The sequence below is a fragment of the Acidobacteriota bacterium genome (assembly GCA_040754075.1).
Taxonomy (GTDB): domain Bacteria; phylum Acidobacteriota; class Blastocatellia; order UBA7656; family UBA7656; genus JBFMDH01.
The window spans coordinates 114,408-128,313 of sequence record JBFMDH010000008.1; the positions used below are offsets into that span (position 1 = coordinate 114,408).

At 49.3% G+C, this 13,906-nt stretch carries 11 protein-coding genes; 7 read left to right on the top strand and 4 right to left on the bottom strand.

All coding sequences use genetic code 11. The features are described 5' to 3' along the window. Positions 1-58: 58 nt before the first annotated feature. The 5 genes from AB1757_11065 (at position 59) to AB1757_11085 (ending at position 6,696) form a co-directional block, all read left to right on the top strand. Positions 59-3,100, top strand: coding sequence for a molybdopterin-dependent oxidoreductase (locus AB1757_11065; protein MEW6127566.1), 3,042 nt, complete (start codon positions 59-61; stop codon positions 3,098-3,100). Positions 3,101-3,245: 145 nt separating this feature from the next. Beyond that, positions 3,246-4,244: a xanthine dehydrogenase family protein subunit M gene (locus AB1757_11070; protein MEW6127567.1), complete on the top strand. Its 999-nt coding sequence runs from the start codon at positions 3,246-3,248 to the stop codon at positions 4,242-4,244. After that, the gene (locus AB1757_11075; GenBank protein MEW6127568.1) at positions 4,241-4,492 is read left to right on the top strand and encodes a hypothetical protein; all 252 of its coding nucleotides are present in this window, start codon (positions 4,241-4,243) and stop codon (positions 4,490-4,492) included. The genes AB1757_11070 and AB1757_11075 overlap by 4 nt, the downstream gene beginning before the upstream one ends. A 354-nt stretch (positions 4,493-4,846) precedes the next feature. Continuing rightward, entirely contained in the window at positions 4,847-6,157 is a 1,311-nt protein-coding gene (locus AB1757_11080) for a M20 family metallo-hydrolase (GenBank protein MEW6127569.1), read from the top strand. A gap of 5 nt (positions 6,158-6,162) precedes the next feature. Continuing rightward, positions 6,163-6,696 (top strand): HD domain-containing protein, encoded by a 534-nt coding sequence (locus tag AB1757_11085; GenBank protein ID MEW6127570.1) that lies wholly within the window; start codon positions 6,163-6,165, stop codon positions 6,694-6,696. A gap of 34 nt (positions 6,697-6,730) precedes the next feature. On the opposite strand, the gene ubiG is transcribed toward AB1757_11085, so the two are convergent. From ubiG to AB1757_11100, 3 genes are read right to left on the bottom strand one after another with little or no spacing between them, the layout of a single operon-like run. Further along, a complete protein-coding gene (gene ubiG, locus AB1757_11090; protein ID MEW6127571.1) occupies positions 6,731-7,483 on the bottom strand; it encodes a bifunctional 2-polyprenyl-6-hydroxyphenol methylase/3-demethylubiquinol 3-O-methyltransferase UbiG in 753 nt (250 codons plus the stop codon). Continuing rightward, positions 7,432-7,962 carry a hypothetical protein gene (locus tag AB1757_11095; protein ID MEW6127572.1) on the bottom strand — a complete coding sequence of 177 codons (531 nt, stop codon included), beginning with the start codon at positions 7,960-7,962 and terminating at the stop codon, positions 7,432-7,434. The genes ubiG and AB1757_11095 overlap by 52 nt, the downstream gene beginning before the upstream one ends. Before the next feature lie 2 nt (positions 7,963-7,964). Next, positions 7,965-9,131 (bottom strand): 3-oxoacyl-[acyl-carrier-protein] synthase III C-terminal domain-containing protein, encoded by a 1,167-nt coding sequence (locus AB1757_11100; GenBank protein MEW6127573.1) that lies wholly within the window; start codon positions 9,129-9,131, stop codon positions 7,965-7,967. 199 nt (positions 9,132-9,330) lie between these two features. On the opposite strand from AB1757_11100, the gene epsC reads away from it, so the two are divergent. Both epsC and AB1757_11110 read left to right on the top strand, forming a co-directional pair. Next, entirely contained in the window at positions 9,331-10,275 is a 945-nt protein-coding gene (gene epsC, locus AB1757_11105; protein MEW6127574.1) for a serine O-acetyltransferase EpsC, read from the top strand. A gap of 162 nt (positions 10,276-10,437) precedes the next feature. After that, positions 10,438-12,231: a DNA methyltransferase gene (locus AB1757_11110; protein MEW6127575.1), complete on the top strand. Its 1,794-nt coding sequence runs from the start codon at positions 10,438-10,440 to the stop codon at positions 12,229-12,231. 83 nt (positions 12,232-12,314) lie between these two features. On the opposite strand, the gene AB1757_11115 is transcribed toward AB1757_11110, so the two are convergent. Beyond that, positions 12,315-13,895, bottom strand: a complete 1,581-nt coding sequence (locus AB1757_11115) for an OmpA family protein (GenBank protein MEW6127576.1) — start codon at positions 13,893-13,895, stop codon at positions 12,315-12,317. Between the last annotated feature and the right edge of the window lie 11 nt (positions 13,896-13,906).

Here is a 13,906-nt window from a genome sequence, read left to right on the forward strand (position 1 = left end):
GAAATTGTGCGGTTTTTTCATAGCCGTCGGTTTTCGATGCCATTTAAGTTGTGAGGTGATGATGAGCGAACAAGAGAAAGCAAAAACCGAAGAAACACCCGATGACACAACCCGGCGTTCGTTTATTCAAGCGGCAATCGGCGCGGGATTAACCGCTGCGGCAATCGGCGGCACGGGTTATGAAATTGTTCAACTCACCAAAGCAGAGAATAAGCAGGAACCGATGACGCCTCGTCAAGCGACATCGGCTGACATTGAATTGAAGGTCAATGGTCAATTGCAAAAATTAAACATCCCGCATCATCGAACTTTGTTACTCGCTTTGCGCGAAGATTTGGGACTGACCGGAACCAAGAAAGGTTGCAACCTGGGGCAGTGCGGCGCGTGTACAGTGCTGGTTGACGGGTTGCCGGTTTATTCATGTTTTATGTTGGCAATGGATGCCGTTGGTCATGAAATCACCACTATCGAAGGTTTGGAAAAAGATGGCACATTGCATCCGCTTCAACAGGGCTTTATCGAAAAGATGGGCAGTCAATGCGGGCATTGCACGTCGGGAATGATAATGAGCGGGGTTGCCTTGTTAAATGAAAAATCTTCGATAACCATTGATGATGTCAAGCAGTCACTCGCGGGCAATCTCTGCCGTTGTGGTAACTATGAAAATGAAATTGCTTCAGTGGTTGCTGCCGCAACCAAACAGGGAAAATTCCCGCCGCCGCCAGATGGAATTGGCACAACCACTCCGCCCGGTGGAATTCCTTCGCAACTCAATTCCAAAATCCACACGCTTGACAGCGAATTGAAAGCCACAGGTCGCGCCCGTTATACAGGCGATTTGGGGTTTCATGCAGATGATGAGTTTTCAAAAACACTGATTGCCAAAGTGCTTCGCAGCCCTTACCCGCACGCCACTTTTTCAAGCATTGATGACCGCCTCGCAAAACAATTGCCCGGTTATCGCGGCATGATTTTGTTTCGTGATTTTCCTGAACTCAACCTTGACCGCCATCCGTTAAATAACAAAGCGCGGTTTGCAGGCGATGCGATATGCGCAATTGTTGCCGACGATCAATACACCGCGCAGGATGCTTTGGATTTGCTTCGCGTCGATTTTACGCCTCTGGAATTTTATCTCGATGAAGAAACCACGCTAAAAAACAAAGTCAAAGCCATCCACAAAGACACGCTTGCGGGATTTGGCGGGCAACCCGGTTCAGCGGATACGCCGACGATTGAATTCAAACACGGCGATATGGATGAAGGATTCAAGCAAGCCGACTTGGTTGTCGAAGGTCGTTATGTTACGCCGATTCAATGTCACGTGCCGATTGAGATGCATTGTTGTGTGGCTTCGTGGAAAGATGAGCAACTGACGGTTTGGGATACTCAGCAAAGCCCGCATCGCGCGGCGGCAATTATCGCCGAAGTTTTGAAAATTCCGGAAGCCCAGGTTCGCGTGGTTTCGCAATTTTTAGGCGGCGGATTTGGCGGCAAATGCACGGACGACCCGGGCAAGACTTTATATCAAGCCATCGCCGCCTTGCTTGCGAAAAAGACCGGCAAACCCGTAAGACTCGAATACACCCTCAAAGAAGAGGTGTATGGCGAAGATGTGCGCAATCCGTTTGTGATGTATTTGCGAACCGGCATGAAAAAAGACGGGACGCTTACGGCGCTGGAATGCCGGGCGATTCAACGCGCAGGCGGATATGCCAGCAGCAGCGCGCCCGTCGCCTCGGTTGCGGGCGAAGGCATACTCGACACCTACCGCTGCACTAATTTTCATTATATCGCTCACTGCGTTTATACCAACACGCCGGTTGGCGGCGAACTTCGCGGCTTCGGTCATCCACAGGCGGTCTATTGTTTGGATACGCACATGGACAAAGTTGCCGAAGCCGTGGGGATGAACCCTCTGGATTTTCGCTTGAAAAATTATCTGCGAACCGGTGAAGGCGTCACCACCGTTGAAGGGTCGCTCACGCCGATTATCAGTTCGGGTTTAGAGGAATGCATTAAACAGGGCGCAAAAGAAATCGGTTGGGACAAATGGGAACCGCCGCAAAATAAAACCGGGCGCATACGGCGCGGTTTAGGCATGCGCATCAGTCAGGAGCATTCGGGACGCGATGCCAGCATAGGCTTACTCTGGATTGATAAGCAAGGAAAAATTCATGTGCCGCTTGGCATCGGTAACATTGGCACCGAAGCGCACACCGGTATTGCGTTGATTGTTGCCGAAGCGTTACGGGTTCCGGTTTCTGAACTTGTGGTAACGTGGGGCGATTCGGCGACCACTGCCTGGGATTTTGTGACCGATGCCAGCCGGTCGCTGCATTGTTGCGGCAAAGCGTTTTACAATGCGGCGCAGGATTTATTGAAACAACTTGGGCGGGATGCCAATCAAGGGCTTGCCGGAGTGAATCTGAAATCACTTGGGACGGGCATCAAACCCCGCGAAGATTTCACGCCGTTTTGCAATGTGAAAATCGATATTTCGCCAAAGCTCAATGAACAGACCGGCGCAGTGGAAACGCCGCAACCGAAACTTGATGTGAATACCGAAGCGATGGCGAAAAAGTTGGTGAGCGAAGGCGCAGCAGTCGGTCTCGGTTATTACGTTTACAGTCCAGGGGTAAAGAGTTGGGGCGCAGGGTTCATTGATTGCGAAGTCGATATGACGACCGGGCAGGTAAACATTTTGAATTTCGTTTGCGCGCACGATGTCGGCAGAGTCATTCACCGAACGGCTGTTGAAGCGCAGATACACGGCGGCGGCATCTTCGGTTTAGGATACGCCTGGACGGAAGAATTATTGGTTGACCCGAGCACCGGAATTCCAATGAATCCAACCCTGTATGAATATCGCCCGCTGACGATTTTGGATGTGCCGCCGCTGGTGCCTGTCATCGTTGAAGCGCCCGCTGAACCGGGACCGTTTGGCGCAAAAGGAATGGGCGAAAACCCGGTGTTTAATGGGGCGGCAGCTTTGGCGAATGCGATTTATAACGCCGCCGGTGTGCGTATAGATGAAATTCCTTTGACTCCGAATCGGGTTTATAACGCCTTAAAGAAAGCCGGGAAATTGATGGCTTAGGAAAAGGTTTATGTCTCTACCCGTAAAAAAACGTATGGAATCAGTGAAAAGACATCGGGTTTGGCAAACTCAACTTGATAAAGATGAATTTTTTGATTCGGTATTCGGTAAATAATTTTCCGGTATTTAGAGGACGAATAAATCAATGAGTTGGCAAATAGCGATTGATGAACCGAAAAGTTTCGAGTTGCTTGCGCCTTCAAGCGTTGAACAGGCGATTGAATGGGCGCATCGACATGGCGAGGATGCGGCGATACTGGCGGGCGGTTGTGATTTGCTGGATAAACTCAAAAATCAATGGGCAACGCCGCGCTATGTGATTAATTTGAAAACCGTCGCGGGCTTGAAAAAAATTGAGTCGAATAATTCGATGATAAAGCTTGGGGCGCTGACGACGCTTGGCGAAATCGAACGCCACAGCCAACTCAAACAACTGGCTCCCGCGTTAGTGCAAGCCGCATCGCGCGTTGCCACACCGCAGATTCGCAACCTTGGCACCATTGGCGGCAATCTTTTGCAGGATTCGCGTTGTCCTTATTATCGCGGCGCGTGGCAATGCTATCGCAAAGGCGGCATCATCTGTGATGCGGTGCGCGGCATCAATACTGAACACGCCTTGTTTGGCGGCGACCGTTGTTTTACCGTGACCCCATCAGACCTTGCGCCGGTGATGGTGGCGCTTGACGGGAAAGCGAAAACCCAAAGTCCGCGCGGCGAATCGCAAATTGATTTAGTGGATTTCTTTATGCTTCCCAAAGATGACATTCGCCATATGCATCGACTGGCGAAAGATGAAATCCTCACCGAAGTTGAACTCCCGCTTCGCCCGAATCAACGCTCGACGTTTATCAAATATGCGATGCGCGAAGCCTGGGATTTTGCCCTGGCAAGTATCGCTGTGAGCATCACTCAGGAAGGCTCAACGATTCGCAATGCCCGCGTGGTTTTTGGCGCGGTCGCTCCTGTGCCTTGGCGAAGTCATGAAGTGGAACAGGTTATCGAAGGAAAATCGTTGAACGATTCATTGATTGAAGCGGCGGCTCTGGCAAGTGTCAGAGCTGCCGAACCGCTTTCACATAACGAATACAAAATCGGATTGATGAAAAAACTGGTGCGCGCGGCACTCACGGAGTTATCGAAATGAGTTTGTTTACTCGCAAAAAGCAGACAGAAAATTCAAAGCCAATTAAAAGAGCGCCGAAAATTATTGCGCCGCGAAATCTCGACGGGCGCAAAACCGTAGCCGCCGTCGGATTCAGCAAACTGGAACTCGAACGCGCCGGACTCACGGAAAAACAGGCTGAAGAATTCGGACTGAGGGTTGATGAAAACCGCATTTCCGCGCTCGGTGACAATGTCAATTTATTAAAACGCCTGCTTGAAAAGGCGTAATCGTTTTGCTGGTGCAAAAAAAGATGACAATGCTCTCACGGATAAAGACTGAGCTGATTTTTAAGGTGCATTTCCCAGCGGATGCGGCGGATTCAGCGGATGAGAACGGATAAATTTATTCAGGGTTTATCAAAGTTGACGCGGGTCTATCAACAATGAATCGGGTTTATCAGTTGTCAGAAAATCCGTGTCTATCCGCAGTATCCGCTGCATCCGCTGGGAAGCCAGCTTTGAGTAGTAGCGCAATGATTTTTGTTACGAACCTTGATGATAAATTCAGTTTGCGTAACCAATTCAGAATTGCCGAGTATTTCTTGAGCTTAATTTTATTCAGTCCCTTAATTGGAGAATGTCATGAATCGTCGCCAATTTAACTTCAATCTGTTTTGCGCTGTGAGTGTTTCAATCTTGCCTTTTCATCAAGCGAATGCCCTATTGCGCGTCAATGGCTCGCGATTGAACCTGCATCTCAAAGAGCTTTCAGAGTTTGGTAAAAACCCGCAAGGCGGCGTCAGTCGAGTGGCTTATTCGCAGGCTGATTTGCAGGGGCGCGAATATACTATGCGCTTGATGCGCGAAGCGAAACTGGCGGTCAGCATCGATGCCGCTGGAAATATCATCGGCAGACGCGAAGGTGAAAACCGCGCAAGGGTTGCTCCGCTGATGATCGGTTCGCACATCGATTCGGTTCCCGAAGGCGGCAATTACGATGGTCAGGTCGGCTCGATGTCCGCGATTGAAGTTGCCGCAACGCTTGCCGAAAATAATGTGAGCTTGCGTCATCCGCTCGAAGTCATCATCTTTTCCAACGAAGAAGGCGGCACCTATGGCAGCCACGCGATAAGCGAGGGCTTGACTGAAAAACAACTGGGACTTACGAGCACCGGCGGCAAAACCATTCGCGAAGGCATTAAACTTATCGGCGGCGACCCGGACAAACTTTCGCAACCGCTTCGCAGACGTGGGAACGCAGCCGCTTATCTTGAATTGCATATCGAACAGGGCGGCATTCTTTACAACGAGAAAATCAATATCGGCGTAGTCGAAGGCATTGTCGGCATCAATCAATGGGAAGTGACGATTGAAGGGTTTGCGAATCACGCGGGAACTACGCCGATGAATCAACGGCGAGACGCCATGCTTGCGGCGGCGCGCTTTATTGACGCGGTCAATCGCATAGTCACGAGTACGCCCGGTCGGCAGGTGGGAACGGTTGGCAAATTGCAGGCGCAACCCGGCGCATTTAATGTGATACCCGGCAAGGTGATTTTAGGATTGGAACTCCGCGATTTAGATGCCGCGAAAATTCAGATGCTCTTTCAAAAAATTCAAGCCGAAGCGGAACAGATTGGCAAAGCCACGGGAACGACTTTCGCGTATAAAGAAGTCAATTCCATCGTGCCAGCGCCAACCGATTTGCGGGTGCGAAAACTGATTGATGAAACCGCGAAATCTTTAGGTTTTTCGACGAAATCGATGCCAAGCGGCGCGGGTCACGATGCGCAGGAGATGGCGCGCATCTGTCCGGTCGGCATGATTTTTATTCCCAGCAAAGACGGCATCAGCCATTCGCCCCGCGAATATTCAACTCCCGAAGACATCGTGAACGGCGCAAATGTTTTGCTACAGACCTTGTTGAAACTCGATGCGATGAGTTTAGGCTGAAAATCATGCAAAGAGATATCCGTGATGTAAATGAAGCCTACGCATTTTTAAGAGAACTTGGTGCACCGGAAAAATTATTGTTGCCTGTTGCGCTGGTTGGTGAAGCAGCAGAAATCATCATCAAAAAATTAAAGAGCTTTAATTTGGCTTTTGATGAAAGATTAGTGCGTATTGGTGTGGCTTTGCATGATACCGGAAAAATTTTGCATGCTGATGAGTTTTTTATGCCGGGAGAAAAACATGAAGGTGATGGAGAGACGTTGCTCTTATCTAAAGGCATTGACCCAAAGTTAGCGCGAATTTGTAAATCCCATGGTCAATGGGAACAGATGGAATGTTCAGTGGAAGAATTGTTAGTTGCTTTGGTCGATAAATTGTGGAAAGGGAAGCGTGAGGAAGGATTGGAAAGTAAAATCATTGAAAGGCTGGCTAAACAATTAAACCTTAATCAATGGGACTTGTATATCGAGTTAGATTCCTGTTTTGAAGATATTGCAGTCAAGGGAAATGAACGATTGACCCGTAGCAAAGATAGTTAAATTGATCAATGGTGAAAATTTAACACCTACCCAGCTATCCCAACTTTTTCGCAAACCCTGCATAACCGGTAAGCGTTGAATTGGTAAATTCAAATTTGAAATCGTCGCTCACGGTGCGCGTGAGTAACATTCGCCAGAATGCCAGTTGATTCAGTTTTGGCGCGAAGCCTTTCAGAAATTGAATCCTTAAATGATTGGCTTCGCATATTTCGCGAAGTTCAGCGGGTTTAATGAAAAGGTGCAAAACATGCAGATTCTTCGGGGTATTTTTAACGAACCATTCGACGCCTTTAATGACGATGAGCCACGATAAAAAATTGCGGTTAAAGGTGTGAAAGAAAAACAGCCCTTCGGGTTTTAACACTCGCGCAATCTCTTGAATGATGCCTCTCGGTTCGACGTGTTCGAGAAAATCCATCGCGCAAACCACTTCAAAAGACTCATCTGCATAGGGCAACCGATAGGCGTCACCGAGTTCATATTTCACCGAATGGGTAGAATCGTACTGGCGGGCGACCGCAAGGCTGCTTTCCGAAGCATCGATGCCGGTGACGTTGAACCCCTGTTTTGCTAATTCATTCGATAAAAACCCTGCGCCGCAACCGACATCAAGAATGCGAATGCCTGGATTGGGAAACGCTTTATCAATTTCACCGATTATCCAAGGATTGCGTGAACGCGATTCGGCGCGAAGCAGGGCGACCGGGTCATCACCTGCCGTGTACCAGCGTTCACCTAATTCGTCGTAGAGGTCGTTATTGACTGCGTTTTTGGATGCGGTTTCCATAACAGATTCCAGTAAACCAGTTGATACACCCCGAATAACATTGTAAGGCAGGTATTGCCAACAAAAAAACTGCTCTCGAATCCTTCATAGCGAATGAGATTAAAAAGCGAGTAATTGGAAGTGTCTACATGAAGTTCTCCCCACAACAATGCGGCGCTCAGGAGCATCAACGGATGCAGAATAAATAACACGGCGTGCAGCCAGTTTTCACTCGCCTCGCAAACTTGTTTGTGTACCCATTCATCTTTGGTGACAAACAGACAAGAGAAAATCGCCAGCCCCGCATAAATTCCAACAGCAGTTGGCGAGGGGCGAACCAATAATAAAAAGAGCCAGCAAATTAAAACTGTGAGCGTATCGAGGGGATGACCGAGTCTTTCCCATCGCGGCAATTTTCTCCGCCAATGAAAATAAAATTCATCGAAAGCCATCGCCAGCATTTGCAGCGCAAAGGGAATTAACAGGTAACGCGAATTCATTGCTAACGCTTCCTGAACAATGCGCCTGCCATCGTCAGTCCCGGTCCGAAACCGATGCTTGCCACAAGCGTTCCCGATTTGACGTTGTCGTCATCCAAAACTTTCGACCAGATATGTGGCAGCGTCGCTGATGACATATTGCCGCGTTCAAACAGGACGGCGCGGCTTTGGGTAGTTTGTTCATTGCTGACATCAATCAATTCCTGAACCGTATCAATGATTTTCGGTCCGCCCGGATGAATGGCAAACACCGCCGTGGGCTTTGACTCGGCATAATTTTCGCCGCCTTGCGCGAATAATCGTTCCAGGAATCCGCTGATGGAATTGGCGATTTTATTCGGCACATCACGCGAAAGCGTCATGCGAAAACCGAATTCCGAAACCACCCAGGTCATATCTTCCAGCGAATTGGCAACCATCTCTTCACGAACCGAAAGCACTTCAAATGCCGGTGTCGGTCTGCCTTTTGCAACATCCTCATCAATTGCCATCGAATAGCGAATGAAACCATCGGCAAACAAACTCTGAACCACCAGTTGTTCCGGCGAATGATTTTTCGGATTGAAATGCAGCGAGCAAAGTTCCGTGTGAACAACATCAGCGCGTGCCGGTTCAGGGTTCTGCTGGTTGAGCATTAATCCGGTGGTTACACGCAAAGCAGGAATCGAGGCGTAACACCCCATATGATAAATCTGCGTGGTTCGCGTCTGGCTGTGCCAGGCTTTGCCGTCAACCAATCGCTGAATGGCGCTCGGTGAAGCGTAGCCCGTGCAGGTCACATGAATTAAATCGGCAGGCGGCGGTTCGTCATTCTCGTAAAATCGTTCGACGGCGCGATTGACGGTATTGGCGAAGAATTGATTTCGCGTGTCCAGTCCTTTGCCTTCGGGCGCTTCTTCGATATTGAAGACCTGCATCTGTTGCCATTCGCGATGCGAGAAATCTTCCAGTTCGGTGCCGCGCCAGCCGATATGTTTGGGCGAACAGCCGAACCGCCGAATCAGCTTTTCAAATCGCGGAGCCATTTCCGATACTTTGGACTCATCGTTGGTAACAATCGCTTCAGCTTTCGCATGTGCCGCCGCTAGCCAGGCGATGCACTCTTCCTGTGTGCCGTAATAAGAAGGGAACTGCTTCCTGAAATCGTATAACAGTGGCAGAGGTTTCATACGGTCTCCTTTTTAAGTGTAACGCCGGTATTTGAAAAAAAACCAGGCAAGCAATTTAACCTTTTATGGAAGAAGTAGCCAATTAAAGCGAATAAAATTGTTTGTAAAAAATAGATATAGCCACAGAGAGCCGAAGATTGATAGTAGATATGGCAAATGTGTATAGTGTGGATATTAATCTTTAGCGAATCGGGTGTTTATGAACAAACTCGACATTGCCGCGCGACAAAACAGACTGGCGCAGATTATGGAGCGCGTCGCCGCTTCCTACGATGAAGCGATTCCCAAAATTCATCACATCGACCGCATGCCTTTGCCTTCGCGTGAAGATGCTGCTGCGATTATGAACGCTCTGGAAGAAATTATTTTTCCCGGTTATTACACGACCAGCAATGTCACTCATCAGCGCATCATCTATCGCGTACAGGAGCGCGTCGGTTGGTTGTTTGAACATCTGAGCGACCAGATAACCAAAAGCCTTTTTCATATGGATGCGCTCGATGGCGAACGCTGTTTTACATCGGATGCCAAAGCCGAAGAATGCGCTTATCGCTTTCTCGAAGCTTTGCCGCGCATTCGCTGTTTACTTGCCAAAGATATTCGCGCGGCATTTGATGGCGACCCGGCGGCGCAATGTATTGATGAAATTATTCTCAGTTACCCGGCGGTCTATGCGATGATGGCGTACCGCGTGGCGCACGAACTTTATCTTTTAGATGTGCCATTGTTGCCGAGAATGCTTACGGAAATCGCTCATTCAAAAACCGGAATCGATATTCATCCGGGCGCAACCATCGGCGAACGATTTTTTATCGACCACGGAACCGGCGTGGTGATTGGCGAAACCACAGTGATTGGCAATAATGTCAAACTCTATCAGGGGGTGACGCTTGGCGCGCTCTCTTTTCCCAAAGATGAAAACGGCAGATTGCTGCGCGGCAATAAACGCCATCCGACCATCGAAGATGATGTAGTGATTTATGCAGGCGCGACGATTTTAGGAGGCGACACCGTCATTGGCAGCGGCAGTATTATTGGCGGCAATGTCTGGTTGACCGAATCGGTTCCGCCGTTTTCGCGGGTTGTGCTCGGCGACCCCAAGCCCAGATTTTTAGAACCCCAGGAATCCTATCATCAAGTTTAGCTCGGTCAGCGATGGTTTTCGCTCAAAGCCGGTTGAGGTAGCGGTGGATGTGCGAATAGCAATCAACGACCGCTTGTTCACCCGCTCAAGATTGACTTGTCTTTTTGCATTCCTTGTTGCATCATAAGCGCCCTTGAGATTCAACGGAAAAGAACCCCTGAAATGTTGCACGTTGAACAACTGCAGTGGCTGGCTGACAACAATGGATTTGAAACTCACCTGAAGTTTAGCGGCGACGCAATTGATGTGTGCATTGCCTCTGTCGCCTTCAACCCGGAAGACCGCTTCACGCCCGTCAATACCCAGAAAATTAAAAACCATTCGGTTGCCGAACGAAACCTGAAATTATTACGTGAAGCCGCCGTCAATTTATCCAACGACGGCTTGATGTTTGTTTACGGGTTGCCATCGCAACTGGCGCGTTACGCAGTGGCGCTAGCGGATTTACTAACCTTTCGCTACTGGGTTGCGGTTCGTACGGCGACGAAAGAAAAAGCGATGGGGTTAAGACCTGAACATACAGGTTTGTTGCTTCTATCCAAACCGGGCGCGCCTATCAATAAATTGCGAATGTCGCATTCGATGTGCAAAGCCTGTGGGAAAACCTTGAAAGATTGGGGCGGCAAATCGCATTTGATGAATCCGCAAGGGGTGATGCTTTCCGATGTCTGGATGGATTTAATCGTTGATGGCAACGACCAGATGCCTGCGGAAATTTTTGAACGTATCCTGCAACTTTCACTCAGTGTCAATCGCAAACAGCTATTACTGCTGTCACTCGATGAACGCCCGCTGCAATTTTCGTTGTTTCAGGAAGCTCCGACTGCTCATCCTTTACACTGGCAAAAACCTAAACCGCAACCATCGCGAGAGATTCCTAAAGCTATTTTAAATACTATGCACAAAGGCAAATGTCTGGAGGTGTTGAAAAAAATTCCCTCGCAGACTGTTGATCTGGCATTTGCCGACCCGCCCTTTAATTTGACCAAAACCTATAACGGCTATACGGATGCGCTTGAGCAGGATGATTACACCGGCTGGTGCAAACGCTGGTTAATCGAATATGAACGGGTGTTAAAACCGGGCGGCGCGCTGGTGGTTTTGAATTTGCCGAAATGGTCATTCTTTCTTGCCGATTTTTTGTGCCGCTCGAAACATCTGTACTTGCAAAACTGGATCGTCTGGAATGCCTTGCCGGAACCCAAAGGCATATTGATGCCCGCGCATTATACGTTGCTCTATTTCACCAAAGGTAAAACGCCATCGCGATTCAATTACTGTTCAATGGAAGAAGGCTGGCAACCGTTTGTTGAAGCGGTTTTTCCGCCTGACCGCGCAGATGTTTGTAAACGCCGCGTATGTATTCGCAAACGTCGCGCTTCGGCTTCAACCTGGCGAGGTGAACTCACAGACATCTGGTATGACATTCCGCGTGACCGTCGCGCCGGTCGTCGTTCATCATCACTTGAAATCCATCCTTGCCCGACCCCTGAAGCGTTGATTGATCGAATTATTCGTTTAACCACCAATGGCGGTGATGTGGTGTTGGACGCTTTTGCAGGCGTAGGGACAACTGCGTTGGTAGCGCAAAGGCTCGGCAGAAATTTTGTGACGATTGAACAGGATACCGGTTACAACATCGTTGCGGAGAAGCGAATCGGCGAACGTCAATTGCCTCTGCCACAAGCAAAACCAAGAAAAACCGGGACGGTCACGAAACGAAAATTGCAATTGGAACTTAAACGCATTGCCGTGGCGCTCAATCGTGTACCGACGAGAACCGATATTGAAACGTATTCGCAGTATAAAATCGAGCAGTATGAATCGGTTTTTGCTTCCTGGGGTGAAGCTTTGAAAGCCGCAAAGATTTTCGCGCGTTCGCCGGAGAATTTATATGAACTCTTCGATGTCCAAACCCAGGAAGATTTATTCGCCTTTCTCGACCTACAGGATTAAAGGGCATGAAGGTGCCTGTCTAAATGCTACTCATTCCCCCGTAGATTTCAGACACCTTCACGCTTTACCAGTGCCGTAATCGGTTACTGCCGGCGATTGATGGAAGCCGGAGTTAAAACTTCAGTATCGGCAATAATAATTTCCACACGGCGATTCACCTGTCGGCCTTCGGGCGTGTCATTGGTTGCAACCGGCTGAGTTTTGCCAAGCCCGCGAACCGCAATGATTTTCGTGCCGGAGATACCCGCCTGCGTGAGATAATCTCTCACTGACGCTGCCCGGTCTGCGGAAAGTTTGAGGTTATATTCATCCGAGCCGATGGCATCCGTATGCCCTTCGATTTCCATGCCGTAATCACCCGGATAAGCCAATAAAATCCCTGCGAGTTTACTCAATTTTTCGCGCGCTCCGGGTTTTAACGACGCTTTGTCAAAGTCGAATAAAACGTCGGAAAGATTAACAATCAAGCCACGCGCTGTGCGTCTGGTTTCGAGAATTTCGGAAATCGAAATATAGAGTCGCTGTTGCAGAGCATCGCGTTCCTGTCGGGCTTTTTCAGCTTCACGTCGAGCTTCTTCGGTTGCCTGTTGGGCTTGCGCAGCCGTCTGTCGGGCTTGCTCTTTTTCAAGTCGTTGGCGCTCTGCCTCTAATCGCGCAACCTCTGCGCTGGCTTTGGCGCGGTCGGCTTCGGTCTGTGCATCTTCAAGCCGTTTGCGCGCGGCGAGCAATTCGTTTTCTGAACGCACCAAAGCCGCGCGATAATCCTGGGCTTCCATTCTGGCGCGTTCAGCTTCGTTTTGTGAACGGGCAATTTCTTGGGAGGCAGCCCGGCGTTCTCCGTCAAGACGTGCTTGTACGGCTCGTTCTACCGCAAGGCTGCGTGCCAATTCGCCCAACCGGATGACATCGCGGGCTTCGCCGGCATACATTTTTTCGTGACGCCTGTGCCGCACCCAGATGGATTCGAGAGTAGATAATCTGTTCTCTGCCTGACGCAATTCTTCGGGAGCAAATTCGCCTGCGTCAGCGCGACGGGCGATTTCAACCGAACGACGCGCGCCTAAAATAATCAGAGGCGTCGCATAATCCGGCGAAAGGCTGCCGTCTTTGGCTACATAGTAAATTCCTGAATCCCCGCGATATTCAATTTGACTTGAAGAGATTGTGCCTTTGGTATTTTCACGCAAAACATTTTCAGCGACGATGACCGGGCTGGGCAACTTGACCTGCCCATGAGGCTCGGCAGTGACGATGAGTGCGAAATTTTGATAACTTGTGGTTACTTCAATTTCACTTTTATTCCCATCAACATACAGTTCACCGAGGTTATCTGCCTGCCCTTCGGGGGCGACCGCCCAAAGCACATAAGTGGTGTAATAGGCTCCAAGGGTTTGCGGATTATCCAGGCGGTCGAGATCGAGTTTAATTCTGGTTCTGCCTTCTTTGCGTTTGATTTCGGCTTTTCCTCGAACCCGGGGTTGAACAGGTGAACCGATTAAATCTACTGAAGTGCCATCACCTTCCGGGTATTTAATGGCAAGCGTCGCGCGTTGGGCAATGACGACTTCGGTTGTACGGGTTTCAACGCGGATTTGTGGGAGTGCAGGATAACCGGATAATAAAACGATTGAAGCACATAAGAAGATGAAACTTTTGAATTTCATTGTTTGCTCCT